The organism is Streptomyces sp. NPDC001108, assembly GCF_053598535.1.
Genome location: NZ_JBSFKL010000007.1, coordinates 47,926 through 74,745, shown reverse-complemented (window position 1 = coordinate 74,745; position 26,820 = coordinate 47,926). Strand labels below are relative to the sequence as shown.

Here is a 26,820-nt window from a genome sequence, read left to right as displayed (position 1 = left end):
TGTCAGTGCCGGCCGATAGCCTGCGGGAACACTTGACCGACCGGTACGGAGGGGGTGCCCCATGAGGGTGCTGGGCGTGGACCCGGGGCTGACCCGGTGCGGTGTCGGCGTCGTCGAGGGCGTCGCCGGCCGTCCGCTGACGATGCGCGGCGTGGGTGTCGTACGGACCCCGCCCGACGCGGAGCTCGGGCACCGGCTGGTCGCCATCGAGCGCGGCATGGAGGAATGGCTCGACGAGCACCGGCCCGAGTACGTCGCCGTGGAGCGGGTCTTCAGCCAGCACAACGTCCGCACGGTGATGGGCACCGCCCAGGCCAGCGCGGTCGCCATGCTCTGCGCCTCGCGCCGCGGCATCCCCGTGGCGCTGCACACCCCCAGCGAGGTGAAGGCCGCCGTCACCGGCACCGGCCGCGCCGACAAGGCACAGGTCGGCGCCATGGTCACCCGGCTGCTCCGGCTCGACGCCCCGCCGAAACCGGCCGATGCGGCCGACGCCCTCGCGCTCGCCATCTGCCACATCTGGCGCGCCCCCGCCGTCAACCGCCTCCAGCAGGCGCACGCGGCCGCCGCCGCGGCCCGCGCCCCCCGCACCCCGGCGGCCCGCCCCGCCGCAGCTCCCGCCCGGAAGGCCTCCCGATGATCGCTTTCGTCAGCGGCCCGGTGGCCGCCCTCGCCCCGACCACGGCCGTGATCGAGGTCGGCGGCATCGGCATGGCCGTCCAGTGCACGCCGAACACCCTCGCAGCCCTCCGGATCGGCCAGGACGCCCGGCTCGCCACCTCGCTCGTCGTACGGGAGGACTCGCTCACCCTCTACGGCTTCGCCGACGACGACGAGCGGCAGGTCTTCGAGCTGCTCCAGACCGCCAGCGGGGTCGGGCCGCGGCTCGCCCAGGCGATGCTCGCCACCCACAGCCCGGACGCGCTGCGCACCGCGGTCGCCACCGGCGACGAGAAGGCGCTCACCGCCGTCTCCGGCATCGGCAAGAAGGGCGCCCAGAAACTCCTCCTCGAACTGAAGGACAGACTCGGCGAGCCGGTCGGCGCCCACATCGGCCGCCAGGGCATCGGCACCGCCGTCACCTCCTCCTGGCGCGACCAGCTCCAGGCCGCCCTGATCGGCCTCGGCTACGCCACCCGCGAGGCGGACGAAGCGGTCGCCGCCGTCGCACCACAGGCCGAGGCGGCCATCGCCGAGGGCGGCCAGGCCCCCGTGCCGCAACTGCTCCGCGCCGCACTCCAGACCCTCAACCGCGCGCGCTGACCCCAGCGCGCGCCACCCCGACGCCGGGCCGGGCACCGCACGGCACCGAGACATCCGAGGCGGGACAGACCGAATGAACTGGGACGAGACCGGACCCGACACCGACGAGCGGCTCGACGAGCGCCTCGTCCGGGCCGACGCGGACGGCGAGGACACCGCCGTGGAGGCCGCCCTGCGCCCGAAGGACCTGGACGAGTTCGTCGGCCAGGAGAAGGTCCGCGAGCAGCTCGACCTGGTCCTCAAGGCGGCCAGGGCCCGCGGCGCCACCGCCGACCACGTCCTGCTCTCCGGCGCCCCCGGCCTCGGCAAGACCACCCTCTCCATGATCATCGCGGCGGAGATGGGCGCCCCCATCCGGATCACCTCCGGCCCCGCCATCCAGCACGCGGGCGACCTCGCCGCGATCCTCTCCTCCCTCCAGGAGGGTGAAGTCCTCTTCCTCGACGAGATCCACCGCATGTCGCGGCCGGCCGAGGAGATGCTCTACATGGCGATGGAGGACTTCCGGGTCGACGTCATCGTCGGCAAGGGCCCCGGCGCCACCGCCATCCCGCTGGAACTTCCCCCGTTCACCCTGGTCGGCGCCACCACGCGCGCGGGCCTGCTCCCGCCCCCGCTGCGCGACCGCTTCGGCTTCACCGGCCACATGGAGTTCTACGCCCCCGCCGAGCTGGAGCGCGTCATCCACCGCTCCGCCCGCCTCCTCGATGTCGAGATCGACGTGGACGGCGCCGCCGAGATCGCCGGCCGGTCCCGGGGCACCCCCCGTATCGCCAACCGGCTGCTGCGCCGCGTCCGGGACTACGCCCAGGTCAAGGCCGACGGACGGATCGACCGCCCGATCGCCGCCGCGGCCCTCGGGGTGTACGAGGTCGACGCCCGCGGGCTCGACCGGCTCGACCGCGCGGTGCTCGAAGCCCTGCTGAAGCTCTTCGGCGGCGGACCGGTCGGGCTGTCCACCCTCGCGGTCGCCGTGGGGGAGGAGCGCGAGACCGTCGAGGAGGTCGCGGAGCCCTTCCTGGTGCGGGAAGGACTGCTGGCCAGGACGCCGCGCGGGCGCGTCGCGACCCCCGCGGCCTGGGCCCACCTCGGGCTCGTACCCCCGCAGCACGGCGGAAAGGGACAACAGGGCCTGTTCGGGGCGTGATCCGTCACAGGTTCGCCGGAGCCGGAACCACGGACCGGGTTCGGGCGTTGTTCCATCGATGCGGACTCGCTTAGACTCCGCCGATGCCGCCCTTATCAGGTCGGTGTACCCACCCCCGTAGATACAGGCCGCTCCCCGGACGCGGTCGTGCGAAGGAAACTCGTCCCGTGAATCCCGTGACTCTCCTCCCCTTCATCGTGCTCATCGGGGCCATGTTCCTGATGACGCGGTCCGCCAAGAAGAAGCAGGCGGCCGCCGCCCAGATGCGCGACGAGATGCAGCCCGGCACCGGCGTCCGGACGATCGGGGGTATGTACGCCACCGTCAAGGAGCTGCACAACGACACGGTCCTCCTCGAGGTCGCGCCCGGCGTCCACGCCGTCTACGCCAAGAACGCCATCGGCGCCGTCCTCAGCGACGAGGAGTACAACCGCATCGTCCACGGTGACGACGAGAGCGGCCTCGACGGCACGGTCGTCCCGGACGATGCCTCCTCGCTGACCGAGCGTGACGACGACACCCGGATCGACCTCGGCAAGAAGGCCGACGAGGACGAGCCGAAGGACGCCGAGGCCGGCAAGAAGTCCGAGGGCAAGGACGACGGCGAGTCCGACGCGAAGTGACCCACGCCCGGGGATGCCGTGAGCCCACCGGCGTCCGGCACTCCCCGGTCCGTGCGATCTTCTGCGGGGGCGGGTCCCCACTACACTTCGTGGCCGCTCGGGTGCGTACCCGGCCCGGGGCGGTTGGACAGGGAGAAACGAGAAGGTGGCAGCACCGAAGAAGAGCCGGGGACCGGCCGGCGGTCAGGGCAGGCCGGGGCGTTCCCTGGCTCTGATCCTGATCGCCATGGTCGCGCTCACCGGCGGGATGTTCCTGGCGGATCAGCCCACCCCGAGGCTGGGCATCGACCTGGCGGGCGGCACCTCGATCACGCTCGAGGCGAAGAGCGAGCCGGGCCAGGAATCGGCGATCAACAAGACCAACATGGACACGGCCGTCCAGATCATGGAGCGCCGTGTCAATGGTCTGGGTGTCTCCGAGGCCGAGGTCCAGACCCAGGGCGATCGCAACATCATCGTCAACATCCCCAAGGGCACGAACTCCGCCCAGGCCCGTGAGCAGGTCGGTACGACCGCCAAGCTCTACTTCCGGCCGGTGCTGACCGTCGCCCAGGGCACGCCCACTCCGACGCCCAGCGCGTCGACCTCCGGCAAGCCCGACCCGTCCACCAGCCCCACCGCCCCCAAGGCGGAGAACGGGAAGGGCTCGGCGAGCCCGGACCCGAGCGCCACCACCCAGGGCCGCGCGGTCACCGGCGGCCTGAAGGCAGACTCCACCCCGGACCCGAAGGCGAGCACCACGCCCAAGGGCGACGCCTCCCCGTCGGCCTCCACCGCCGACCAGGCGGCCACGGCCGCGCTCCAGAAGAAGTTCGAGGCGCTCGACTGCTCCAGCGCGGCGTCCCGCGCCAAGGCCACCCAGGGCACCAAGCCGACCGAGCCGGTCGTCGCGTGCGGCTCCAAGGAGGACGGCTGGCCCAAGTACATCCTCGGCCCGGCCGAGGTGTCCGGCACGGACGTGGACAACGCCAAGGCGGCGCTGGACCAGAACGGTCAGTGGATCGTTCAGATGGAGTTCACCAAGTCCGGCGCCAAGCAGTTCCAGAAGATCACGGGCCGCCTCGCCGCGCAGCAGCAGCCGCAGAACCAGTTCGCCATCGCGCTCGACGGCGAAGTCGTCTCGGCGCCCTCCGTGCGTACGGCGCTGAGCGCCAACGCCGAGATCTCCGGCAGCTTCACCCAGCAGTCCGCCGAGGACCTGGCCAACGTGCTCTCCTACGGCGCGCTCCCGCTCTCGTTCAAGGAGCAGAGCGTCACCACGGTCACCGCCGCGCTCGGCGGTGAGCAGCTCCGGGCCGGTCTGATCGCCGGTGCGATCGGCCTCGCCCTGGTCGTGATCTACCTGGTCGCCTACTACCGGGGCCTGGCGTTCATCGCGCTCCTCAGCCTCCTGGTCTCCGGGATCCTGACCTACACGCTGATGTCGCTGCTCGGCCCGGCCATCGGCTTCGCGCTGAACCTCCCGGCCGTCTGTGGTGCCATCGTGGCCATCGGTATCACCGCGGACTCCTTCATCGTGTACTTCGAGAGGATCCGCGACGAGATCCGCGAGGGCCGCACGCTCCGCCCCGCGGTCGAGCGGGCCTGGCCGCGCGCCCGGCGCACCATCCTGGTCTCCGACTTCGTGTCGTTCCTGGCCGCCGCCGTCCTCTTCGTCGTCACCGTCGGAAAGGTGCAGGGCTTCGCCTTCACGCTTGGTCTCACCACCCTGCTCGACGTGGTCGTGGTCTTCTTCTTCACCAAGCCCGTCATGACGATCATGGCCCGCACGAAGTTCTTCGCGAGCGGTCACCCGTGGTCCGGCCTGGACCCGAAGCGGCTCGGCGCCAAGCCGCCGCTGCGCCGCTCGCGGCGTGCCACCGCCCCCACTTCTGACCCGAAGGAGGCGTGAGATGTCGCGACTCGGCACGCTCGGCGCCCGTCTCTACCGAGGCGAGGTCGGCTACGACTTCATCGGCAAGCGCAAGATCTGGTACGGGATCTCGATCCTGATCACCATCACGGCCATCGTCGGCCTGGCGGTCAGCGGCCTGAACATGGGCATCGAGTTCAAGGGCGGCGCGGTCTTCACCACCCCGAAGACCTCCGCCACCGTCGCCGAGGCCGAGGACCTGGCCACCAAGGCCTCCGGGCACCAGGCCATCGTCCAGAAGCTCGGCAACGGCGGTCTGCGCATCCAGATCACCGAGGTCGACACCGCGAAGTCCGACCAGATCAAGGACACGCTCTCCAAGGACCTCGACGTCCCGGCCGAGAAGATCGCCGCCGACCTGGTCGGCCCCAGCTGGGGCGAGCAGATCGCCAACAAGGCGTGGACCGGGCTCGGCGTCTTCATGGTCCTGGTCGTGATCTACCTGGCCATCGCCTTCGAATGGCGGATGGCCATCGCGGCCCTGGTCGCGCTGATCCACGACATCACCATCACGGTCGGCATCTACGCCCTGGTCGGCTTCGAGGTCACCCCGGGCACCGTGATCGGTCTGCTGACCATCCTCGGCTACTCGCTCTACGACACCGTCGTGGTCTTCGACAGCCTCAAGGAGAGCACGGTCGGGATCACCAAGCAGACCCGCTGGACCTACAGCGAGATCGCCAACCGGTCCATCAACGGCACGCTGGTGCGTTCGATCAACACCACCGTCGTGGCGCTGCTGCCGGTCGCCGGCCTGCTCTTCATCGGTGGCGGTGTCCTCGGCGCGGGCATGCTGAACGACATCTCGCTGTCGCTCTTCGTCGGCCTCGCGGCCGGTGCGTACTCCTCGATCTTCATCGCCACGCCGCTCGTCGCAGACCTCAAGGAACGCGACCCGCAGATGAAGGCCCTGAAGAAGCGGATCCTCGCCAAGCGCGCGGCGGCCGCCGCCAAGGGCGAGTCCGCCGAGGACGAGCCGGAGGACGACGGCTTCCCGCAGGACGCCGCCCCCGCCGCGGCGGTCGTCGGTCAGCGTCAGCAGCCCCCCAGGGGCCACGGCCGGACCCCCGGGAACCGCCGATGACCAGCACCACCGACACCACCCGCGAGCTCCTGCTCAGCCGGATCCGTGACGTCCCCGACTACCCGAAGCCGGGCGTGCTGTTCAAGGACATCACCCCGCTGCTCGCGGACCCGGCGGCCTTCACCGCCCTCACCGACACCCTCGCGGAGCTGTGCGTACGGCACGGCGCCACGAAGGTCGTCGGTCTGGAGGCGCGCGGCTTCATCCTGGCCGCCCCGGTCGCCGTCCGGGCCGGGCTCGGCTTCGTACCGGTCCGGAAGGCGGGCAAGCTCCCCGGGGCGACGCTCAGCCAGTCCTACGAGCTGGAGTACGGCACCGCCGAGATCGAGATCCACGCGGAGGACCTGTCCGCCGACGACCGGATCATGGTCATCGACGACATCCTCGCCACGGGCGGCACGGCAGAGGCCTCACTGGAGCTGATCCGGCGAGCCGGAGCCGAGGTCGCGGGCGTAGCGGTCCTCATGGAGCTCGGCTTCCTGGCCGGGCGTGCCCGTCTGGAACAGGGGCTGCGCGGTGCGCCGCTGGAAGTCCTGATCACGGTCTGAGCCGCACGTGCCGACACGGCCACGCACGGAACGGGCACCCGGGAACAACCGGGTGCCCGTTCCGCGTTGTCGGGAGTCTCCACGGTCCCCGGGGGAAGAGCGGGCGCAGGCTCGATACGATGGCCTTTCCGGGTACCCGGATCCGCACGAGGAGCACTCTTGCCAGACGAGGCCCAGCCAGTCGCCGCCCCGCAGCCCGACCAGCCCGCGGCGGCCCCAGCCGCGCCCGGGAAGAGGCAGTCCGCGGAGAAGCCGAAGCCGATGCCAGGCAAGGGCCCCGAGGCAGGTCCCGTCGCTCCCGGCCCGCCCGTGCAGCCGGCCGCCGCGGCGCCCCCCGCCGCCTCCGCCCCGAAGCCGCCGTCCAAGCCCGCGGCCAGGCCCGTGCAGCCCACCGCTCCCGCCACCCGCTCCGGCGGCTCGTCCAACCGGGTGAGGGCCCGGCTGGCCCGGCTCGGCGTGCAGCGCTCCAGCCCGTACAACCCGGTGCTCGAACCGCTGCTGCGGATCGTCCGCGGCAACGACCCCAAGATCGAGACGGCCACGCTCCGCCAGATCGAGCGCGCCTACCAGGTCGCCGAGCGCTGGCACCGGGGCCAGAAGCGCAAGAGCGGCGACCCGTACATCACCCACCCGCTCGCCGTGACGACCATCCTCGCCGAGCTTGGCATGGACCCGGCGACCCTGATGGCCGGGCTGCTCCACGACACCGTCGAGGACACCGAGTACGGCCTCGACACCCTGCGCCGCGACTTCGGCGACCAGGTCGCCCTGCTCGTCGACGGCGTCACCAAGCTGGACAAGGTCAAGTTCGGCGAGGCCGCGCAGGCCGAGACCGTACGCAAGATGGTCGTCGCCATGGCCAAGGACCCCCGGGTCCTGGTCATCAAGCTCGCCGACCGCCTGCACAACATGCGCACCATGCGGTACCTCAAGCGGGAGAAGCAGGAGAAGAAGGCCCGCGAGACGCTGGAGATCTACGCCCCGCTGGCGCACCGCCTGGGCATGAACACCATCAAGTGGGAGCTGGAGGACCTCGCCTTCGCGATCCTCTACCCCAAGATGTACGACGAGATCGTGCGCCTGGTGGCCGAGCGCGCCCCCAAGCGCGACGAGTACCTCGCCATAGTGACCGACGAGGTCCAGGCCGATCTGCGCGCCGCCCGGATCAAGGCCACCGTCACCGGCCGGCCGAAGCACTACTACAGCGTCTACCAGAAGATGATCGTGCGGGGCCGGGACTTCGCCGAGATCTACGACCTGGTGGGCATCCGGGTCCTCGTCGACACCGTCCGCGACTGCTACGCGGCGCTCGGCACCGTCCACGCGCGATGGAATCCGGTCCCCGGCCGGTTCAAGGACTACATCGCGATGCCCAAGTTCAACATGTACCAGTCACTGCACACCACGGTGATCGGTCCCAGCGGCAAGCCCGTCGAACTCCAGATCCGCACCTTCGACATGCACCGCCGCGCCGAGTACGGCATCGCCGCGCACTGGAAGTACAAGCAGGAGGCCGTCGCGGGCGCCTCCAAGGTCCGCACCGACGTGCCCAAGAGCCCCGGCAAGGGCGCCCGCCAGGACACCGTCAACGACATGGCCTGGCTGCGCCAGCTCCTGGACTGGCAGAAGGAGACCGAGGACCCCGGCGAGTTCCTGGAGTCGCTGCGCTTCGACCTCTCGCGCAACGAGGTCTTCGTCTTCACGCCCAAGGGCGATGTGATAGCGCTGCCCGCCGGAGCGACCCCGGTCGACTTCGCGTACGCGGTGCACACGGAGGTCGGCCACCGGACCATAGGAGCACGGGTCAACGGCCGGCTCGTCCCGCTCGAATCGACGCTCGACAACGGCGACCTGGTGGAGGTCTTCACCTCCAAGGCGGCCGGAGCCGGACCGTCCCGGGACTGGCTGGGCTTCGTCAAGTCGCCCCGCGCCCGCAACAAGATCCGTGCCTGGTTCTCCAAGGAGCGCCGCGACGAGGCGATCGAGCAGGGCAAGGACGCCATCGCCCGGGCCATGCGCAAGCAGAACCTGCCGATCCAGCGCATCCTGACCGGCGACTCCCTGGTCACCCTCGCCCACGAGATGCGCTACCCCGACATCTCCTCGCTGTACGCGGCGATCGGTGAGGGCCATGTCGCGGCCGCCGGGGTCGTGCAGAAGCTGGTCCAGGCGCTCGGCGGCGAGGACGAGGCCAACGAGGACATCGCCGAGAGCTCGCCGCCCTCCCGCAGCCGTGGCAAGCGGCGCTCCAACGCCGACCCGGGCGTGGTCGTCAAGGGCGTCGAGGACGTCTGGGTCAAGCTGGCCCGCTGCTGCACGCCGGTGCCCGGCGACCCGATCATCGGCTTCGTCACCCGCGGCAGCGGCGTCTCCGTGCACCGCGCCGACTGCGTCAACGTCGACTCGCTGTCGCAGCAGCCGGAGCGGATCCTGGACGTCGAGTGGGCGCCGACCCAGTCCTCGGTCTTCCTGGTCGCCATCCAGGTCGAGGCGCTCGACCGGTCCCGGCTGCTCTCGGACGTCACGCGCGTCCTGTCCGACCAGCACGTCAACATCCTGTCGGCGGCCGTCCAGACCTCCCGGGACCGGGTGGCCACCTCCCGCTTCACCTTCGAGATGGGCGACCCCAAGCACCTCGGCCACGTACTGAAGGCGGTCCGGGGCGTGGAGGGCGTCTACGACGTCTACCGGGTCACCTCGGCCCGCCGGCCGTAGCGGCGGGCCGGTACGGGACACGGGGCTCCGCCTCGGCCTCGTACCGGCCGTACGGCACGGCACTGCCGCACCCCGGCAGTTGCCGCGCCGCACCCGCCCGGACGCGGAAGGGGCCTTCCCGCGCGAACGCGGAAAGGCCCCTCGGGCGTACGTCGGCTCCCCCGACTCAGCCCCCGAACTCCTCCAGGCCCTTGAGCGCCTGGTCCAGCAGCGCCTGACGGCCTTCGAGCTCCTTGGCCAGCTTGTCGGCGCGGGCGTTGTTGCCCGAGGCGCGGGCGGCGTCGATCTGCGTACGCAGCTTGTCGACGGCCGCCTGGAGCTGACCGGTCAGCCCCGCGGCGCGGGCCCGCGCCTCGGGATTCGTCCGGCGCCACTCCGCCTCCTCGGCCTCCTGGAGGGCCCGCTCCACCGCGTGCATCCGCCCCTCTACCTTCGGGCGGGCGTCGCGCGGTACGTGGCCGATGGCCTCCCAGCGCTCGTTGATGGCCCGGAACGCGGCCCTGGCCGCCTTCAGGTCCTTCACCGGCACCAGACGCTCGGCCTCGACCGCGAGCTCCTCCTTCAGCTTGAGGTTGTCGCCCTGCTCCGCGTCCCGCTCGGCGAAGACCTCGCTGCGGGCGGCGAAGAAGACGTCCTGCGCACCGCGGAAGCGGTTCCACAGGTCGTCCTCGGCCTCGCGCTGGGCGCGGCCCGCCGCCTTCCACGCCGTCATCAGGTCGCGGTAGCGGGCGGCGGTGGCCCCCCAGTCGGTGGAGCCGGAGAGCGACTCCGCCTCGGCGACCAGCTTCTCCTTCGCCTTGCGGGCGTCCTCGCGCTGGGCGTCCAGCGAGGCGAAGTGGGCCTTGCGGCGCTTGGAGAACGCCGAGCGGGCGTGCGAGAAGCGGTGCCACAGCTCGTCGTCGGACTTGCGGTCGAGCCGGGGGAGGCCCTTCCACGTGTCGACGAGCGCGCGGAGCCGTTCGCCGGCCGAGCGCCACTGCTCGCTCTGCGCCAGCTCCTCGGCCTCGGCGACCAGGGCCTCCTTGGCGTGCTTCGCCTCGTCGGTCTGCTTCGCCTTCTGGACCTTGCGCTCCTCACGACGCGCCTCGACTGCCGCGACGAGCGCGTCGAGCCGCTTGCGCAGCGCGTCGAGGTCACCCACGGCGTGGTGCTCGTCCACCTGGACACGCAGATGCTCGATGGCGGTCGTCGCGTCCTTCGCCGACAGGTCGGTCGTCTTCACCCGCCGTTCGAGGAGGCCGATCTCGACCGCAATGCCCTCGTACTTGCGCTCGAAGTAGGCCAGAGCCTCCTCGGGGGAACCCGCCTGCCACGATCCGACGACCTGCTCGCCGTCGGCTGTCCGCACGTACACGGTGCCGGTCTCATCGACACGGCCCCACGGGTCGCTGCTCACAGCGTCTCCTCCACCTGATGCCCGCGAGGGGGTTTTACCCCCCTTGGCATCGTCCACAGTTTCCTGGGGCGGGCAGCGCCCGCCCTGCACAACGTCAATCTAGGCGACCGGCCGCCCGGCTGTCCGCACTCAGCGCGACCGAAAAAAATCAGTCCCGCACCCGGCGGCGCCGGAGGCGGTCCGGCCGGTCACGACTTGTCGACAGTGGCCTTCGTGATCTTCACTTCCTTCTTCGGCGCGGCGTCGGGCGCACCGCCCACCGCGCCCGCCGCCCCGATCTTCTCCAGGGTCTTCAGCGAGGCGTCGTCCATCGTGCCGAACGGGGTGTAGTTGGGCGGCAGCTTGCTGTCCTTGTAGACCAGGAAGAACTGGCTGCCACCGGTCTGCGGTCCGGCGTTCGCCATCGCGACCGTACCCGCCGGGTACGTCACCGTGCCGTCCTTGCCGGGCTTGCCCAGACCGTCCAGGTTCTCGTCGGGGATGGTGTATCCGGGGCCGCCCGTGCCGTCGCCCTTGGGGTCGCCGCACTGCAGGACGAAGATGCCCTGCGTGGTGAGCCGGTGGCACTTGGTTCCGTCGAAGAAGCCCTTGTCGGCCAGCGACTTGAAGGAGTTCGTGGTGTGCGGCGTCTTCGCCGCCTCCATGGAGAACGAGATGTCGCCCTGGCTCGTTCCCAGCGCCATCGTGTACGCGGCCTTCTTGTCGATCTTCATCGCGGGCTCGGGAGCCTTGCTCTCCTCGCTCGGCGACGGGCTCGCGCTCGCGGCGGCGTCCGCGGTGTCCTTCTTGGTGTCGTCGCCGCTGAGGGCGAGGTAGGAGGCCCCGCCGATGACCGCCACCGCCACGACCGAGGACGCGATGATGATCGTCAGCCGCTTCCTGCGGTTGCGGGCCTCCTCCCGGCGCTGCTGCTGCCGCTGGAACTTGTCCCTGGCGAGCTGCCGTCGCCGCTGATCGCTGCTGACCACCGGGTGATCTCCTTGCTGGGTCGTGGGTTCGGGCCTTGGCTGCCCCGTACCGTATATGGGTTAGCTGTGGAATGAGGAGCGCCGGTAGGCTCTGAACTGCCGCGACCCCCTCCGTCGCGTTCCGCCGTCGGACGACCATTAAGGACGATCGTGCTCATTGCCGGGTTCCCCGCAGGGGCCTGGGGGACCAATTGCTATCTGGTCGCCCCGGCCGCGGGCGAGGAGTGCGTGATCATCGACCCGGGCCACCAGGCCGCCTCCGGAGTCGAGGAGGCGCTGAAGAAGCATCGGCTGAAGCCGGTCGCCGTCGTACTGACCCACGGCCACATCGACCACGTCGCCTCGGTGGTCCCGGTGTGCGGCGCGCACGACGTCCCCGCCTGGATCCACCCCGAGGACCGGTTCATGATGAGCGACCCGGAGAAGGCCCTCGGCCGCTCCATCGGGATGCCGCTCATGGGCGAGCTGACGATCGGGGAGCCGGACGACGTCAAGGAGCTGAGTGACGGTGCCCGTCTGGAGTTGGCCGGTATGGAGTTCTCCGTCGCGCACGCGCCAGGCCATACCAAGGGGTCGGTGACGTTCAGGATGCCCGAGGCCGCGGATGTTCCGCAGGTCCTCTTCTCGGGCGACCTGCTCTTCGCCGGCTCCGTCGGACGCACCGACCTGCCCGGTGGCGACCACGCCGAGCTGCTCGAGTCGCTGGCCCGCGTGTGCCTGCCGCTCGACGACTCGACCGTGGTGCTGTCCGGCCACGGCCCCCAGACGACCATCGGCCGCGAGCGCGTCTCCAATCCGTTCCTGAACGGACTGGACGCGCCCCGACGAGGAATGTGACGAGAAGAACCCCGTGAGCACCTTCAAGGCCCCCAAGGGCACGTACGACCTGACTCCGCCGGACTCCGCCAAGTACCTCGCGGTGCGCGAGGCGATCGCCGCACCCCTGAAGAACTCCGGCTACGGCTACATCGAGACGCCCGGTTTCGAGGACGTCGCCCTCTTCTCGCGCGGTGTCGGTGAGTCCACCGACATCGTGACCAAGGAGATGTACACCCTCACCACCAAGGGCGGCTCGCAGCTGGCCCTGCGCCCCGAGGGCACCGCCTCGGTGCTCCGCGCCGCGCTGGAGGCCAACCTCCACAAGCTCGGCAACCTGCCGGTGAAGCTCTGGTACTCCGGTTCCTACTACCGCTACGAGCGCCCGCAGAAGGGACGCTACCGGCACTTCTCGCAGGTCGGCGCCGAGGCGATCGGGGCCGAGGACCCGGCGCTGGACGCCGAGCTGATCATCCTGGCCGACCAGGCGTACCGCACGCTGGGCCTGCGGAACTTCCGCATCCTGCTCAACTCGTTGGGCGACAAGGAGTGCCGCCCCGTCTACCGGGACGCCCTCCAGACCTTCCTGCGCGAGCTCGACCTGGACGAGGAGACCCGCCGCCGCATCGAGATCAACCCGCTCCGGGTCCTCGACGACAAGCGGGCCGAGGTGCAGAAGCAGCTGACCGGCGCCCCGGTGCTGCGCGACTACCTGTGCGACGCCTGCAAGGCGTACCACGAGGAGGTGCGCGACCTGCTCTCGGCGGCCGGTGTGGTCTACGAGGACGACGAGAAGCTCGTCCGCGGTCTCGACTACTACACCCGCACCACCTTCGAGTTCGTCCACGACGGGCTCGGCTCGCAGTCCGCGGTGGGCGGCGGCGGCCGCTACGACGGCCTCTCCGAGATGATCGGCGGCCCGGCGCTCCCCTCGGTGGGCTGGGCGCTCGGCGTGGACCGTACGGTGCTCGCGCTGGAGGCCGAGGGCGTCGAGCTCGAACTCCCCGCGACCACCAGCGTCTTCGCGGTACCGCTCGGCGAGGAGGCCCGGCGGGTGCTCTTCGGCGTGGTCACCCAGCTGCGCCGCGACGGTGTCGCGGCGGACTTCGCGTACGGGAACCGGGGCCTCAAGGGCGCGATGAAGAGCGCGAACCGGTCCGGGGCCCGCTTCACGGTCGTCGCGGGCGAGCGCGACCTGGCCGAGGGCGTCGTCCAGCTCAAGGACATGGAGTCCGGCGAGCAGACGCCCGTGGCCCTGGCCGAGGTGGCCGGGGAGATCCGCGGGCGCCTGGGCCGATAGGTCCCGGAAGGGGGCGGTGACGGGGTTCCGTCGCCGCCCCCTTCGGCGTGTGCGGCCACCCCACCCGGCGTCAACTCGGCGGGGGTAGATTCATTCCAGCGGGTGGAATTGACGGGGAAACGCCAACCGTGGTTTCCCAGAGCCGCGTTGAGGAGGGTGAGCCGCGACTCGGTCCCCGTCAGGAGCCCGGCGCCGGTGCGGGCCCCTCCAACCCCCGCAGCCCGTACCGGCCGTGCGGGCAGCTTTGGGCACACCTTTATGTTCATCGAACGGAAGACCGGTGCCGGGTTGCGGCACAATGACCCGTGCCCAGCAGGCCACTCACTGATGGAACGGCGATATGACGACTGCAACGGTTGACCATCCCTCCTCCGAGCAGGACGAGGACGGCGGCGGGCGGACCATCGGCGGCGGTCGCGCGTTCGCACTGCTCCTGGTGATCACCGGTGCCGCCGGGCTCCTCGCCGCCTGGGTCATCACGATCGACAAGTTCAAGCTGCTGGAGGACCCCAACTTCACACCGGGGTGCAGCCTGAACCCCGTGGTCGCCTGCGGCAACATCATGAAGAGCGAGCAGGCGGCGGCCTTCGGCTTCCCGAACCCGATGCTCGGCCTGGCCACCTACCCCGTGATCATCGGCATCGGCCTGGCCCTGCTCGCCGGTGCCCGGTTCCGCAGCTGGTACTGGCTCGGCATGAACGCCGGAACCCTGTTCGGCGTCGGCTTCTGCACCTGGCTCCAGTACCAGTCGCTCTACAACATCAACTCGCTCTGCCTCTGGTGCTGCCTGGCCTGGGTCGCCACGATCTTCATGTTCTGCTACGTCACCACGCACAACATCAAGCACCGGATCATCCCCGCGCCGAACTGGCTCCGCAACGGCCTCACGGAGTTCCACTGGGTGGTGCCGGTCCTGTGGATCGGGGTCATCGGCATGCTCATCCTGACCCGCTGGTGGGACTTCTGGACCAGCTGACCGGCGGGCCTCCCCCGATCGCCCGGTCCGGCGGGGATGTCGGTGCCGTGACATAGGCTTCAAGACGTGGAGCCCGACCTTTTCACCGCAGCAGCCGAAGACCGCCAGGAGAAGGACCCGACCGGCAGCCCCCTGGCCGTCCGGATGCGTCCCCGCACCCTCGACGAGGTCGTCGGCCAGCAGCATCTGCTCAAGCCGGGCTCGCCGCTGCGCCGCCTCGTGGGGGAGGGGAACGGCGGCCCGGCCGGCCCGTCGTCCGTGATCCTCTGGGGCCCGCCCGGCATCGGGAAGACGACCCTGGCGTACGTGGTCAGCAAGGCCACCAACAAGCGCTTCGTCGAGCTCTCGGCGATCACCGCGGGCGTCAAGGAGGTGCGGGCCGTCATCGAGGGCGCGCGCCGCGCCACCGGGGGGTACGGCAAGGAGACCGTCCTCTTCCTCGACGAGATCCACCGCTTCTCCAAGGCGCAGCAGGACTCCCTGCTCCCCGCGGTCGAGAACCGCTGGGTCACCCTGATCGCGGCGACCACCGAGAACCCCTACTTCTCGGTCATCTCGCCGCTCCTCTCCCGCTCCCTGCTGCTCACCCTGGAGCCGCTCACCGACGACGACCTGCGCGGGCTGCTCGGCCGGGCGCTGGCCGACGAGCGCGGGCTCGGCGGTGCGGTGACGCTGCCGGAGGACGCCGAATCGCATCTGCTGCGCATCGCGGGCGGTGACGCCCGCCGGGCGCTGACGGCGCTGGAGGCCGCGGCCGGTGCGGCGCTGGACAAGCGGGAGGAGGAGATCAGCCTCCAGACGCTGGAGGAGACCGTCGACCGCGCGGCCGTCACCTACGACCGGGACGGCGACCAGCACTACGACGTGGCGAGCGCGCTCATCAAGTCGATCCGCGGCTCCGACGTGGACGCCGCGCTCCACTACCTGGCCCGGATGATCGAGGCGGGGGAGGACCCCCGGTTCATCGCGCGCCGGCTGATGATCTCGGCCAGCGAGGACATCGGCCTGGCCGACCCCACGGCGCTGCCCACCGCCGTTGCCGCCGCGCAGGCGGTCGCCATGATCGGTTTCCCGGAAGCGGCGCTCACCCTGAGCCACGCCACCATCGCCCTCGCCCTGGCCCCCAAGTCCAACGCGGCCACGCTGGCGATATCCGCCGCCCAGGAGGACGTGCGCAAGGGCCTCGCCGGCCCCGTCCCGGCCCATCTGCGCGACGGCCACTACAAGGGCGCCGCCAAGCTCGGCCACGCCCAGGGCTATGTCTACCCGCACGACGTCCCCGGCGGCATCGCCGCCCAGCAGTACGCGCCGGACGCGGTCCGGGACCGGCACTACTACCGCCCGACGCGCTACGGCGCGGAGGCCCGCTACGCGGACGTGGTCGACCGGGTCCGCGAGCGGCTCGGCCGTACGGGCCCGGGCAAGGAGGCCGGTCCGGCCTCGGGGTGAGGCGCTGCGACAGCGTCCCCGGTCAGCGCGCCGCCGCCTCGAAGAGGGTCCGTACGGCGTGGCTCAGTCCGGAGGCGTCCCGCACCGGCTCGGGGAACTCGAAGCGCGCGTCGTAGTACGGGCCGGCCGGCTCGCACAGCCGCACGCGCAGTCCGTACCGGTCCATCGCCAGCGGAACGACCGAGGGCAGATGGGCCGGGCAGCGGCCCGCCGTCCGCCCGCCCAGCAGCCCGCGCAGACTCCGCAGCTGCTCGCCGTGGGCCGTGGCCAGATGCTGGAGCAGCTCCGCCTCGTGGTCCAGGAACGGGTCGGCGGACGCGTCGCGCAGCTCCTCGGGCCGGACCTCCCCCGTGCCCCACAGATCGTCCACGTACGCCTCCTCGGTCTCCAGCCGGAGCGTCGTGCGGCCGGGGCCCGAGAGGCCGGGGACGGCGGTCAGCCGGCCGGAGACCCATGCCCGGCCGCGGACGCGGTGCGGGACGGAGACCGGGGCGACGTCCGTGATCTCCAGCACGGCCTCCGGTTCCCCGGCCCGGGCGTGCGCGGCGGCCCGTACGACGGGGGAGCCGGTGGGCAGTTCGAGGAAGACATCGCCCTCCGGTCCCACCGTCCTGGCCAGGGGCGTCAGCTGTTCCCAGGGCAGACGGCGCAGCCCGGGGACGAGCAGTACGGCGGAGCAGGTACTCTGTACGAGAGTTCGTGTGCGCTCGGCTGCTGACGGCATCCGAGTGGTTTCAAGCCCGCTGGGGCGCGGCTGACCACGATCTGATCGGTCCTCCGTCGTATCGGCACCCCGAGGGGTGTCGACGCTGTCAGTGCTGTCCGTGAAGTGACTGGTGTTCCCCGGGCGAGACATGCGATCTCCTCAACTAAGGTGAGCCTAACCTAACCTACGATGGAGGTCTGGAGAACGTGCCTAACCAGTCGCGTCCCAAGGTCAAGAAGAGCCGCGCGCTCGGCATTGCGCTGACGCCGAAGGCCGTCAAGTACTTCGAGGCCCGCCCCTACCCGCCGGGCGAGCACGGCCGCGGCCGCAAGCAGAACTCGGACTACAAGGTCCGTCTGCTGGAGAAGCAGCGTCTTCGCGCCCAGTACGACATCAGCGAGCGCCAGATGGCGCGCGCCTACGACCGCGCCAAGAAGGCCGAGGGCAAGACGGGCGAGGCGCTCGTCGTCGAGCTGGAGCGCCGTCTCGACGCCCTGGTTCTGCGTTCGGGCATCGCCAAGACCATCTACCAGGCCCGTCAGATGGTCGTCCACGGCCACATCGAGGTCAACGGTGGCAAGGTCGACAAGCCGTCCTTCCGCGTGCGTCCCGACGACGTCGTGCAGGTCCGCGAGCGCAGCCGTTCCAAGGTCCCCTTCCAGGTGGCCCGTGAGGGTGGCAACGACACCGACGGCGAGACCCCGCGCTACCTGCAGGTGAACCTGAAGGCCCTGGCCTTCCGCCTTGACCGGGACCCGAACCGCAAGGAAATCCCCGTGATCTGCGACGAGCAGCTCGTCGTCGAGTACTACGCCCGCTGATCCAGGCGTAGTCGTTTCAACGGCGCTCCGGCCCGCTTCCTCCCGATGTACGGGAAGGGGCGGGCCGGAGTGGTTTTCCGGGAGGCGCCACCGCTCCGGGCCGGGGCGCCGGGGGCTGCCGCCGGACCGCGGGGCCGTTCCCCAGCGCCCTGGCCACCGCCGCGTCCGGATCCAGCCGCCCACCCTCGCGCAGCCCGGACTCGTAGCGGGTGTCCCCCAGCTTCCGGCGGGCCAGCTCCTCGCACCGCGCCCGGACCTGCCCGAAGTGCGCCGAACCGAACAGCGGCAGCCCCACCGAGGGCCAGAGCCGGTCGGCGGCCCCCTGGAGCACCGCCGCCTCCGCCGCGTCGCCCTCCACCACCGTGACCAGCGCCAGCAGCTCCAGGGCGAGCACCGAACCGATCAGGTCGTGGAAGGCGCCACTGATCGTCAGTGACTGCCCGAGCAGTTCCCGGGCCCGTGCCGGACGGCCCTGCCGGGCGGCCGCGAAGGCCAGCACGTACCACGCGTACGACCGAGCCCACAGCTCCCCGTGGTCCTCGCACTCCGCCGTGATCTCCTCGCAGATCGCGGCCGCCCCGTCCGGGTCCCCGTCGAACCCGACCGCGGCCGCCAGCTCGACCCGGGCCATCAGCACATTGCTGTTCAGCTCGCCGAGCTCCCGGTAACGGCGCGCCGCGTCGTCCAGCAGCTCCCGCGCCCGGCCCAGGTCGCCGGTGACGAGCGCCAGGCTCCCGAGCCGGTGCGCCGCGTAGGCGAGCGCCACGGAGTCGTCGCCCCGTTCCGCCGCCTCCCGGCACTCCTGCAGCGCGGCGACCGCGCCGACCGGGTCGCCCTGGAGCACCGCCACGTGACCCAGCACCCACAGCGCCTTCAGCCGCGAGGAGTCGTACGGGGTCTCCTCCTCCAGCACGTGGTCCAGCCAGTGCCGCCCCTCCGAGAGCCGCCCGCAGCACACCCAGACGAACCACAGCGTGCCGGCCAGATGCTGCGCGAGATGGGCCTCGCCCGGATTCTCCAGCGAGCACTCCAGCGCCCGCCGCAGATTGGGCAGCTCGCTCTCGGCCCGCGCCGCCACCTCGGCCTGCCGGGGGCCGAACCAGTCCAGCTCGCACCAGGTCGCGAGCCCCAGGTACCAGTCCCGGTGGCGCCGGCGCAGCCGCTCCGTGTCCTCGGTGGCCGCCAGCCACTCGGCGCCGTACTCCCGCACCGTGTCCAGCATCCGGTAGCGGGTGCCGTGCGCCGAGTCCTCACGCACCACGACCGACTGCGCCAGCAGCCCGGAGAGCACGTCGAGCATCGCGTCGGCCGGCAGATCGGCCCCGCCGCAGACGTACTCCACGGCCTCCAGGTCGAACGGTCCGGCGAAGACCGAGAGCCGTGCCCAGAGCAGCCGCTGCTCCGGCGCGCACAGCTCGTGGCTCCAGCCGATGGCGGTACGCAGGGTCTGGTGGCGGGCGGGCGCGCTGCGGTTCGAACCGGTGAGCAGCCGGAAGCGGTCGTCCAGACGCTGCAGCAGTTGGACGGTGGACAGGGCGCGCAGCCGTCCGGCGGCCAGCTCCAGGGCGAGCGGGATTCCGTCCAGGCGGCGGCAGAGCTCCCGGGCGGCCTCGCGCTCGTCGTCGGCCGGCCGGAAGTCCGGGCGGACCGCGGCGGCCCGCTCCTCGAACAGCAGCACCGCGTCCGCGTCCGACATCGGCGGCAGCGGGAAGACCACCTCCCCGGCCAGCTCCAGCGGAAGCCGCCCGACGGCCAGCACCCGCAGCCCCGGGGCCCGGCGCAGCAGGTCCCGCACCAGCGAGGCGCAGGCGTCCACGAGCTGCTCGAAGCCGTCGATCACCAGCAGCAGCCGGCGCGTGGCCAGATGCTCGGCGAGGGTGGCGCGGGGCGCCCTGCCGACATGGCCGGAGAGCCCGAGCGCGTCGACCAGGGCGTGCTCCAGCAGCTCGGGGTCGTGGAGGGTGGTGAGCTCGGCCATCCAGACGCCGTCGCAGTACCGTTTCTCCAGAAGACCGGCGACGCGGACGGCGCAGCGGGTCTTGCCCACCCCGCCGACGCCGACCACCGTGACCAGCCTGGACTCCTCCAGGAGCTGGGCGAGGCGGACGAGTTCGCTCTCCCGTCCGACGAATCTGTTCAGCTCCGCCGGGAGGTTCCCGGGGCCGGTCCGGGCGTGGGGAACGTGGGGGGACGCAACGGGGCGCTGGGGGCGTCGCATGAAACACGCAGAGTACTGGTACGGCGGCTCTCCGTACAATCTCGTCCGGGTGCCCCTCGACGTTTCCCCGGGTAATGCGGTACGGGGTGCGACCACCGGCGCGATAGGCTCAAGGGACGACGACCGGCCGTGACCACGGCCGTCGCCGGACCGAACAAGAGACAGTACGAAGACAGCGACGACCGAGAGAGCGGTGCACTGTGTCCGGTGGAGAGGTGGCCGGGATCCTGGTGGCCGTCTTCTGGGCGATCCTGGTCTCGTTCCTCGCCGTCGTGCTGGTGAGGCTGGCCCAGACGCTCAGGGCGACGACCAAGCTCGTGGCGGACGTGACCGAGCAGGCCGTTCCGCTGCTCGCCGACGCCTCCGCCACCGTGCGTTCCGCGCAGACCCAGCTCGACAAGGTCGACGCGATCGCGACGGACGTCCAGGAGGTCACGTCGAACGCCTCCGCGCTGTCCACCACGGTCGCCTCGACCTTCGGCGGCCCGCTGGTCAAGGTCGCCGCGTTCGGTTACGGGGTGCGCCGGGCCATCGGCCGCAGGACCGGAGCCGAACCGGAGGCCCCCCGCCGGCAGGTGATCGTCGGCCGCGCGGTGCCGTCCGCGCGCGGCCGGAAGCGCAACGGCAGAAGTTCCCGCGGACCGAAGGACTGACGCAGCATGTTCCGCCGTACGTTCTGGTTCGCCGCAGGTGCCGCCGCCGGTGTCTGGGCCACGGCCAAGGTGAATCAGAAGCTCAAGCAGCTCACCCCCGAGAGCCTCGCGGCGCAGGCCGCCGACCGGGCGATCGAGACGGGACACCGGCTCAAGGACTTCGCTCTGGACGTCCGGGAGTCCATGGTCCGGCGCGAGGCCGAACTGGGCGAGGCGCTGGGGCTGGAGGCACCGGTCGACCAGGACCTTCCGGTCCGGCCGCACCTCGTCGTGACCACCGAACACCGCAAGCTCCCCTATAAGTCGTACAACCGGAATGAGGACCACTGATGGAGTCGGCAGAAATTCGTCGCCGCTGGCTGAGCTTCTTCGAGGAGCGCGGTCACACCGTCGTCCCTTCGGCGTCGCTCATCGCGGACGACCCGACTCTGCTCCTGGTCCCCGCGGGCATGGTCCCCTTCAAGCCGTACTTCCTCGGCGAGGTCAAGCCCCCGGCCCCGCGCGTCACCAGCGTGCAGAAGTGCGTCCGTACGCCGGACATCGAGGAGGTCGGCAAGACCACCCGGCACGGCACGTTCTTCCAGATGTGCGGCAACTTCTCCTTCGGCGACTACTTCAAGGAGGGCGCCATCACGCTCTCCTGGGAGCTGCTCACCAGCTCCGTCGAGGACGGCGGCTTCGGCCTCGACCCCGAGCGGCTGTGGATCACCGTCTACCTCGACGACGACGAGGCCGAGCGGATCTGGCGCGAGAAGGTCGGCGTCCCGGCCGAGCGCATCCAGCGCCTGGGCAAGAAGGACAACTTCTGGTCCATGGGCGTCCCCGGCCCCTGCGGCCCCTGCTCCGAGATCAACTACGACCGCGGCCCCGAGTTCGGCGTCGAGGGCGGCCCGGCCGTGAACGACGAGCGGTACGTGGAGATCTGGAACCTGGTCTTCATGCAGTACGAGCGCGGCGCGGGCGACGGCAAGGAGGACTTCCCGATCCTCGGCGACCTGCCGTCGAAGAACATCGACACCGGCCTCGGCCTGGAACGCCTCGCGATGATCCTGCAGGGCGTGCAGAACATGTACGAGACCGACACCCTGCGCGTCGTCATGGACAAGGCCACCGAGCTGACCGGCGTCCGCTACGGCGCCGAGCACGGCTCGGACGTCTCGCTCCGGGTCGTCGCCGACCACATCCGCACCTCCGTGATGCTCATCGGTGACGGCGTCACCCCGGGCAACGAGGGCCGCGGCTACGTGCTGCGCCGCATCATGCGCCGCGCCGTCCGCAACATGCGCCTGCTGGGCGCCACCGGGCCGGTCGTCAAGGACCTGGTCGACGTCGTGATCGACACGATGGGGCAGCAGTACCCCGAGCTGATCACCGACCGCAAGCGCATCGAGACCGTCGCCCTCGCCGAGGAGGCCGCCTTCCTCAAGGCCCTCAAGGGCGGCACCAACATCCTCGACACCGCCGTCACCGAGACCAAGGCCGCCGGTGGCAGCGTCCTCGCCGGTGACAAGGCGTTCCTGCTCCACGACACCTGGGGCTTCCCGATCGACCTCACCCTGGAGATGGCCGCCGAACAGGGCCTCGCCGTGGACGAGGAGGGCTTCCGCCGCCTGATGAAGGAGCAGCGGGACCGCGCCAAGGCGGACGCCCGCGCCAAGAAGACCGGCCACGCCGACCTGTCCGCGTACCGCGAGGTCGCCGACAGCTCCGGCGCCACCGACTTCACCGGCTACACGACCACCGAGGGTGAGTCGGTCATCGTCGGCCTGCTCGTCGACGGGGTCTCCTCCCCGGCCGCCTCCGAGGGCGACGAGGTCGAGGTCGTCCTCGACCGCACCCCGTTCTACGCCGAGGGCGGCGGCCAGATCGCCGACCAGGGCCGCATCCGGCTCGACACCGGCGCCGTCATCGAGGTCCGCGACGTGCAGAAGCCGGTCCCCGGCGTCCACGTCCACAAGGGTGTCGTCCAGGTCGGCGAGGTCACCGTCGGTGCCCCGGCGTACGCCTCGATCGACGTGAAGCGCCGCCGGGCCATCGCCCGCGCCCACTCCGCCACGCACCTCACCCACCAGGCCCTGCGCGACGCGCTCGGCCCGACGGCCGCCCAGGCCGGTTCCGAGAACCAGCCCGGCCGCTTCCGCTTCGACTTCGGCTCGCCGAACGCCGTCCCCGGCACGGTCATGACCGACGTCGAGCAGAAGATCAACGACGTGCTCGCGCGCGAACTCGACGTCCAGGCCGAGGTCATGTCGATCGACGAGGCCAAGAAGCAGGGCGCCATCGCCGAGTTCGGCGAGAAGTACGGCGAGCGGGTCCGGGTCGTCACCATCGGCGACTTCTCCAAGGAGCTGTGCGGCGGTACGCACGTCCACAACACCGCCCAGCTGGGTCTGGTGAAGCTGCTCGGGGAGTCGTCCATCGGTTCCGGCGTGCGCCGCATCGAGGCCCTGGTCGGCGTCGACGCGTACAACTTCCTCGCCAAGGAGCACACCGTCGTCGCCCAGCTCCAGGAGCTGGTCAAGGGACGCCCGGAGGAGCTGCCCGAGAAGATCGCCGGCATGCTCGGCAAGCTGAAGGACGCCGAGAAGGAGATCGAGAAGTTCCGCGCGGAGAAGGTCCTCCAGGCCGCCGCCGGACTGGCCGAGTCGGCCAAGGACGTACGGGGCGTCGCCCTGGTCACCGGTCAGGTGCCCGACGGCACCTCGGCCGACGACCTGCGCCGGCTCGTCCTCGACGTCCGCGGCCGCATCCAGGGCGGCCGGCCGGCCGTCGTCGCCCTGTTCACCACGGCCAACGGCCGTCCGCTGACCGTCATCGCGACCAACGAGGCGGCCCGCGAGCGCGGTCTCAAGGCCGGTGACCTGGTCCGTGCCGCGGCCAAGACCCTCGGCGGCGGTGGCGGTGGGAAGCCGGACGTCGCCCAGGGCGGTGGCCAGGACCCGGAGTCGATCGGCGCCGCCGTGTCCGCCGTCGAGCGCCTCGTCACCGAAACGGCGTGACGCCGGGCATGACGCAGATGCGCCGGGGCCGTCGCCTCGCGATCGACGTCGGGGACGCCCGGATCGGGGTCGCTTCCTGCGACCCCGACGGGATCCTCGCGACGCCGGTGGAGACCGTTCCGGGACGCGACGTCCCGGCGGCCCACCGGCGTCTCGGGCAGATCGTCGAGGAGTACGAGCCGATCGAGATCATCATCGGCCTGCCGAGGTCCCTCGGCGGCGGCGAGGGGCCCGCCGCCGCCAAGATCAGGGTCTTCGCCCAGGAGGTCGCCCGCTCGGCCGCACCCGTTCCGGTGCGATTGGTGGACGAGAGGATGACCACAGTGACGGCCAGTCAAGGGCTCCGCGCTTCGGGCGTGAAGTCCAAGAAAGGGCGATCCGTCATCGACCAGGCTGCCGCTGTGGTGATCCTTCAGAACGCTCTGGAGTCCGAACGGGCCTCTGGCCGTCCGCCCGGGGAAGCCGTCGAGGTGGTTGGCTGATCGCGATACGGTAACGTTCCGCGCGATGCGGCGGTGTGTCGAACAAATACCGCACAGCAAGAGACGGAACGTCGTCTCGCGGCTCTAGGGGATCGATGACTGAGTATGGCCGGGGCCCCGGCTCCGAACCGTGGCATCCCGAGGATCCCTTGTACGGGGACCAGGGATGGGGAGGACAGCAGCCCGCCCACGGCCAGAACCAGTACGGCGGCCAGCAGCAGTCCTACCCGCACGATCCGTACGCCCAACAGCCGCACGATCCGTACGCGCAGCAGCAGCCGCAGACGCACGACCCGTACGCCCAGCAGCAGTACGAGCAGCAGCCCGGTTACGGAGTCCCCCAGGACCCGTACGCCCAGCAGGGGCACCAGCAGCCCCAGCCCCAGCAGCCCGCTCAGCCGGGTTACGGCGACGGCGGCTGGCAGACCGGGCAGCAGCAGGGTGCGATGCCCTACGCCCCCCAGCCGGCCGACCCGTACGGCGGGGGGCAGGGCGGCTACCCGGAGGCGCACGACTACTACGGCACCCCGGAGGCCTACCCGCCGCCGCAGCCCCCGGGCCGCCGCGAGGCCGCCCCGCAGCAGGAACCGGCGCCGAACCCGGACTGGGACCCCGAGGTCCAGCCGGAGGAGACCCACCCCTTCTTCACGGGCACGGACGAGCGCGACGACGACGGGGACGACCGGGGCTCCCGCAGGCGCACCCGCGACCAGGACGACGAGGACGGCGACGAGGACGACTCGCGCGCGTCCCGCCGTGGCGGACGCGGCGGCGAGCGCCGCGGCAAGGGCAAGAAGAAGAGCCGCAACGGCTGCGCCTGTCTGGTCGTCTCGCTGGTCCTGGCCGGCGGCCTCGGCGGGGTCGTCTACCTCGGCTACGGCTTCTTCAAGGACCGGTACGGCTCGGCGCCCGACTACTCCGGCGCGGGCACCGGCCAGGTCGAGGTCGAGATCGAGAAGGGCGCCTTCGGGGCCGACATCGGCAACATCCTGAAGAAGAAGGGCGTCGTCAAGAGCGTCGACGCGTTCGTCGCGGCGCAGAACGAGAACCCCAAGGGCAATTCCATCCAGGCGGGCGTCTACCTGCTCCGCAAGGAAATGTCCGCGGCCGAGGCCGTGAAGATGCTGGTCGACCCGAAGAGCCAGAACCTTCTGGTGATTCCCGAGGGATGGCGCAACGCCGCCGTCTACGAGCTCATCGACAAGAGGCTCGGCCTCAAGAAGGGGACGACCGAGGACATCGCCAAGTCCGACGCGTCGAAACTCGGCCTGCCGGGCTGGGCGGGTAAGAACAAGGACATCAAGGACCCGCTGGAGGGCTTCCTCTTCCCGGCCGCGTATTCGGTCACCAAGGAGACCAAGCCGGAGGCCGTCCTCAAGCAGATGGTCTCCCGCTCCAACGAGGAGTACAAGAAGCTCGACCTCGAAAAAACGGCCAAGAAGTACAAGCTGGACGGCCCCTGGCAGGTTCTCACCGTCGCCAGCCTCGTCCAGGCGGAGGGGCTCACGCACGACGACTTCCGCAAGATGGCCGAGGTTGTCTACAACCGCCTCGAGCCCGACAACATCGTCACCAATCGCAAGCTCCAGTTCGACTCCTCGTTCAACTACCTGAAGAAGCAGAGCAAGATCAAGATCGGGTCGAACGAGGTCCACACCAACCCGGACCCGTACAACACCTATTACCACGCCGGTCTGCCGCCCGGGCCCATCAGCAACCCCGGCGACGAGGCCCTGCGCGCCACGCTCAACCCCACCGGCGACGGGTGGATGTTCTTCATCTCGCTCGACGGCAAGAAGACCCAGTTCACCAAGACGGCCGCCGAGCACGACAAGCTCAACGAGAAGTTCAAGGAACAGCATGGCCTCGGCTGACCGGCGGTGCCGTGCCGCCGTTCTCGGATCGCCCATCGCGCACTCGCTCTCCCCGGTCCTGCACCGGGCCGCCTATGCGGAACTCGGCCTCACCCACTGGACGTACGACCGGTTCGAGGTGGACGAGGACGGTCTGGCCGCATTCATGGCGGGGCTCGACCCGACCTGGGCCGGGCTCTCGCTGACCATGCCGCTGAAGCGGGCGGTCATTCCGCTGCTGGACTCCATCAGCGCGACCGCGGCCTCGGTGGAGGCCGTCAACACGGTCGTCCTCACCGAGGACGGCCGCCGGACCGGCGACAACACCGATATCCCCGGCATGGTCGCGGCACTGCGCGAACGGGGTGTGGAGAAGGTCGAGTCCGCCGCCGTGCTCGGCGCCGGGGCCACCGCCTCCTCCGCACTCGCCGCGCTGTCCAAGATCTGCGCGGGACCGGTCACGGCATACGTCCGCAGCCCGGAACGGGCCCGGGAGATGCGCGGCTGGGGCGAGCGCCTCGGCGTCGACGTCCGGACCGCCGACTGGGCGGAGGCCGGGCAGGCGCTGGGCGCCCCGCTGGTCGTCGCCACCACCCCCGCCGGAACCACGGACGCCCTGGCCGCCGCCGTGCCGGAGCGGCCCGGCATGCTCTTCGACGTGCTGTACGACCCGTGGCCGACCCGGCTCGCCGCCGACTGGGCGGCGCGGGGCGGCGCAGTGGTCGGAGGTCTCGACCTCCTGGTACATCAGGCCGTGCTCCAGGTCGAGCAGATGACCGGCCGTGCGCCCGCGCCGCTCCCGGCCATGCGGCTGGCCGGCGAAGCGGCTCTCGCGGGGCGCTGAGGCAGGGGCGGAGCCCGGCGAGGGCCGTCCGTCTGCTGGACCGGCGG

The 26,820-nt window shown here is 71.0% G+C and carries 23 protein-coding genes; 19 read left to right on the top strand and 4 right to left on the bottom strand.

Going from position 1 to position 26,820, the window contains the following annotated elements; genetic code table 11:
* Nucleotides 1-61: 61 nt before the first annotated feature.
* The 8 genes from ruvC to ACWC97_RS17500 all read left to right on the top strand — a co-directional run bounded on the left by ruvC (nt 62) and on the right by ACWC97_RS17500 (nt 9,292).
* On the top strand, nt 62-640 hold the full coding sequence (ruvC, locus tag ACWC97_RS17535; protein WP_450650152.1) for a crossover junction endodeoxyribonuclease RuvC: 579 nt from the start codon (nt 62-64) through the stop codon (nt 638-640).
* Nucleotides 637-1,263: a Holliday junction branch migration protein RuvA gene (gene ruvA, locus ACWC97_RS17530; protein ID WP_385210846.1), complete on the top strand. Its 627-nt coding sequence runs from the start codon at nt 637-639 to the stop codon at nt 1,261-1,263. Before ruvC ends, ruvA begins: the two co-directional genes overlap by 4 nt.
* A 73-nt stretch (nt 1,264-1,336) precedes the next feature.
* Nucleotides 1,337-2,410 carry a Holliday junction branch migration DNA helicase RuvB gene (ruvB, locus tag ACWC97_RS17525; RefSeq protein WP_352277440.1) on the top strand — a complete coding sequence of 358 codons (1,074 nt, stop codon included), beginning with the start codon at nt 1,337-1,339 and terminating at the stop codon, nt 2,408-2,410.
* 167 nt (nt 2,411-2,577) lie between these two features.
* Nucleotides 2,578-3,033, top strand: coding sequence for a preprotein translocase subunit YajC (gene yajC / locus ACWC97_RS17520; protein ID WP_352277439.1), 456 nt, complete (start codon nt 2,578-2,580; stop codon nt 3,031-3,033).
* 145 nt (nt 3,034-3,178) lie between these two features.
* Nucleotides 3,179-4,924: a protein translocase subunit SecD gene (secD, locus tag ACWC97_RS17515; RefSeq protein ID WP_450650149.1), complete on the top strand. Its 1,746-nt coding sequence runs from the start codon at nt 3,179-3,181 to the stop codon at nt 4,922-4,924.
* 1 nt (nt 4,925) lies between these two features.
* Nucleotides 4,926-6,029 (top strand): protein translocase subunit SecF, encoded by a 1,104-nt coding sequence (secF, locus tag ACWC97_RS17510; protein WP_392279342.1) that lies wholly within the window; start codon nt 4,926-4,928, stop codon nt 6,027-6,029.
* Nucleotides 6,026-6,577, top strand: coding sequence for an adenine phosphoribosyltransferase (locus ACWC97_RS17505; protein ID WP_352277435.1), 552 nt, complete (start codon nt 6,026-6,028; stop codon nt 6,575-6,577). Before secF ends, ACWC97_RS17505 begins: the two co-directional genes overlap by 4 nt.
* A 159-nt stretch (nt 6,578-6,736) precedes the next feature.
* Complete coding sequence (locus ACWC97_RS17500) at nt 6,737-9,292, top strand: RelA/SpoT family protein (RefSeq protein WP_352277433.1); 2,556 nt, start codon at nt 6,737-6,739, stop codon at nt 9,290-9,292.
* Between the two features lie 166 nt (nt 9,293-9,458).
* On the opposite strand, the gene ACWC97_RS17495 is transcribed toward ACWC97_RS17500, so the two are convergent.
* On the bottom strand, nt 9,459-10,688 hold the full coding sequence (locus tag ACWC97_RS17495; protein WP_352277431.1) for a DUF349 domain-containing protein: 1,230 nt from the start codon (nt 10,686-10,688) through the stop codon (nt 9,459-9,461).
* Nucleotides 10,689-10,876: 188 nt separating this feature from the next.
* Nucleotides 10,877-11,656: a peptidylprolyl isomerase gene (locus tag ACWC97_RS17490; protein ID WP_352277430.1), complete on the bottom strand. Its 780-nt coding sequence runs from the start codon at nt 11,654-11,656 to the stop codon at nt 10,877-10,879.
* Between the two features lie 150 nt (nt 11,657-11,806).
* Between ACWC97_RS17490 and ACWC97_RS17485 the strand changes: the two genes are divergently transcribed.
* The 4 genes from ACWC97_RS17485 to ACWC97_RS17470 all read left to right on the top strand — a co-directional run bounded on the left by ACWC97_RS17485 (nt 11,807) and on the right by ACWC97_RS17470 (nt 16,197).
* A complete protein-coding gene (locus ACWC97_RS17485; RefSeq protein ID WP_352277428.1) occupies nt 11,807-12,493 on the top strand; it encodes an MBL fold metallo-hydrolase in 687 nt (228 codons plus the stop codon).
* 13 nt (nt 12,494-12,506) lie between these two features.
* Nucleotides 12,507-13,772 (top strand): histidine--tRNA ligase, encoded by a 1,266-nt coding sequence (gene hisS, locus ACWC97_RS17480; RefSeq protein WP_352277427.1) that lies wholly within the window; start codon nt 12,507-12,509, stop codon nt 13,770-13,772.
* 340 nt (nt 13,773-14,112) lie between these two features.
* On the top strand, nt 14,113-14,748 hold the full coding sequence (locus ACWC97_RS17475) for a vitamin K epoxide reductase family protein (RefSeq protein WP_385210872.1): 636 nt from the start codon (nt 14,113-14,115) through the stop codon (nt 14,746-14,748).
* A 66-nt stretch (nt 14,749-14,814) separates the two neighbouring features.
* Nucleotides 14,815-16,197, top strand: a complete 1,383-nt coding sequence (locus ACWC97_RS17470) for a replication-associated recombination protein A (protein ID WP_352277424.1) — start codon at nt 14,815-14,817, stop codon at nt 16,195-16,197.
* A 22-nt stretch (nt 16,198-16,219) separates the two neighbouring features.
* Here the strand turns inward: ACWC97_RS17470 and ACWC97_RS17465 are convergent, their stop codons facing one another.
* Complete coding sequence (locus ACWC97_RS17465) at nt 16,220-16,921, bottom strand: DUF2470 domain-containing protein (RefSeq protein WP_450650145.1); 702 nt, start codon at nt 16,919-16,921, stop codon at nt 16,220-16,222.
* 188 nt (nt 16,922-17,109) lie between these two features.
* Between ACWC97_RS17465 and rpsD the strand changes: the two genes are divergently transcribed.
* The gene (rpsD, locus tag ACWC97_RS17460; RefSeq protein ID WP_352277422.1) at nt 17,110-17,724 is read left to right on the top strand and encodes a 30S ribosomal protein S4; all 615 of its coding nucleotides are present in this window, start codon (nt 17,110-17,112) and stop codon (nt 17,722-17,724) included.
* 16 nt (nt 17,725-17,740) lie between these two features.
* Here the strand turns inward: rpsD and ACWC97_RS17455 are convergent, their stop codons facing one another.
* Nucleotides 17,741-19,942, bottom strand: a complete 2,202-nt coding sequence (locus ACWC97_RS17455; protein WP_450650143.1) for an ATP-binding protein — start codon at nt 19,940-19,942, stop codon at nt 17,741-17,743.
* Between the two features lie 215 nt (nt 19,943-20,157).
* On the opposite strand from ACWC97_RS17455, the gene ACWC97_RS17450 reads away from it, so the two are divergent.
* From ACWC97_RS17450 to ACWC97_RS17425, 6 genes are all read left to right on the top strand, one after another.
* Nucleotides 20,158-20,595 (top strand): DUF948 domain-containing protein, encoded by a 438-nt coding sequence (locus ACWC97_RS17450; RefSeq protein ID WP_352277601.1) that lies wholly within the window; start codon nt 20,158-20,160, stop codon nt 20,593-20,595.
* 6 nt (nt 20,596-20,601) lie between these two features.
* Nucleotides 20,602-20,925 carry a hypothetical protein gene (locus ACWC97_RS17445; protein ID WP_352277418.1) on the top strand — a complete coding sequence of 108 codons (324 nt, stop codon included), beginning with the start codon at nt 20,602-20,604 and terminating at the stop codon, nt 20,923-20,925.
* Complete coding sequence (gene alaS / locus ACWC97_RS17440; protein ID WP_450650142.1) at nt 20,925-23,594, top strand: alanine--tRNA ligase; 2,670 nt, start codon at nt 20,925-20,927, stop codon at nt 23,592-23,594. Before ACWC97_RS17445 ends, alaS begins: the two co-directional genes overlap by 1 nt.
* Before the next feature lie 8 nt (nt 23,595-23,602).
* On the top strand, nt 23,603-24,076 hold the full coding sequence (gene ruvX / locus ACWC97_RS17435) for a Holliday junction resolvase RuvX (RefSeq protein ID WP_352277415.1): 474 nt from the start codon (nt 23,603-23,605) through the stop codon (nt 24,074-24,076).
* 95 nt (nt 24,077-24,171) lie between these two features.
* A complete protein-coding gene (gene mltG / locus ACWC97_RS17430; protein WP_450650139.1) occupies nt 24,172-25,950 on the top strand; it encodes an endolytic transglycosylase MltG in 1,779 nt (592 codons plus the stop codon).
* Nucleotides 25,937-26,773 carry a shikimate dehydrogenase gene (locus ACWC97_RS17425; RefSeq protein WP_450650137.1) on the top strand — a complete coding sequence of 279 codons (837 nt, stop codon included), beginning with the start codon at nt 25,937-25,939 and terminating at the stop codon, nt 26,771-26,773. The genes mltG and ACWC97_RS17425 overlap by 14 nt, the downstream gene beginning before the upstream one ends.
* Nucleotides 26,774-26,820 lie beyond the last annotated feature (47 nt).

Excerpts from the sequence above, each read along its gene's own strand:
- ruvC (WP_450650152.1), top strand. The coding sequence starts at position 62 with ATGAGGGTGCTGGGCGTGGACCCGGGGCTGACCCGGTGCGGTGTCGGC.
- ruvA (WP_385210846.1), top strand. The coding sequence starts at position 637 with ATGATCGCTTTCGTCAGCGGCCCGGTGGCCGCCCTCGCCCCGACCACG.
- ruvB (WP_352277440.1), top strand. The coding sequence starts at position 1,337 with ATGAACTGGGACGAGACCGGACCCGACACCGACGAGCGGCTCGACGAG.
- secF (WP_392279342.1), top strand. The coding sequence starts at position 4,926 with ATGTCGCGACTCGGCACGCTCGGCGCCCGTCTCTACCGAGGCGAGGTC.
- ACWC97_RS17505 (WP_352277435.1), top strand. The coding sequence starts at position 6,026 with ATGACCAGCACCACCGACACCACCCGCGAGCTCCTGCTCAGCCGGATC.
- ACWC97_RS17475 (WP_385210872.1), top strand. The coding sequence starts at position 14,113 with ATGACGACTGCAACGGTTGACCATCCCTCCTCCGAGCAGGACGAGGAC.
- ACWC97_RS17465 (WP_450650145.1), bottom strand. The coding sequence starts at position 16,921 with ATGCCGTCAGCAGCCGAGCGCACACGAACTCTCGTACAGAGTACCTGC.
- ACWC97_RS17455 (WP_450650143.1), bottom strand. The coding sequence starts at position 19,942 with ATGCGACGCCCCCAGCGCCCCGTTGCGTCCCCCCACGTTCCCCACGCC.
- ACWC97_RS17445 (WP_352277418.1), top strand. The coding sequence starts at position 20,602 with ATGTTCCGCCGTACGTTCTGGTTCGCCGCAGGTGCCGCCGCCGGTGTC.
- alaS (WP_450650142.1), top strand. The coding sequence starts at position 20,925 with ATGGAGTCGGCAGAAATTCGTCGCCGCTGGCTGAGCTTCTTCGAGGAG.
- ruvX (WP_352277415.1), top strand. The coding sequence starts at position 23,603 with ATGACGCAGATGCGCCGGGGCCGTCGCCTCGCGATCGACGTCGGGGAC.
- mltG (WP_450650139.1), top strand. The coding sequence starts at position 24,172 with ATGACTGAGTATGGCCGGGGCCCCGGCTCCGAACCGTGGCATCCCGAG.
- ACWC97_RS17425 (WP_450650137.1), top strand. The coding sequence starts at position 25,937 with ATGGCCTCGGCTGACCGGCGGTGCCGTGCCGCCGTTCTCGGATCGCCC.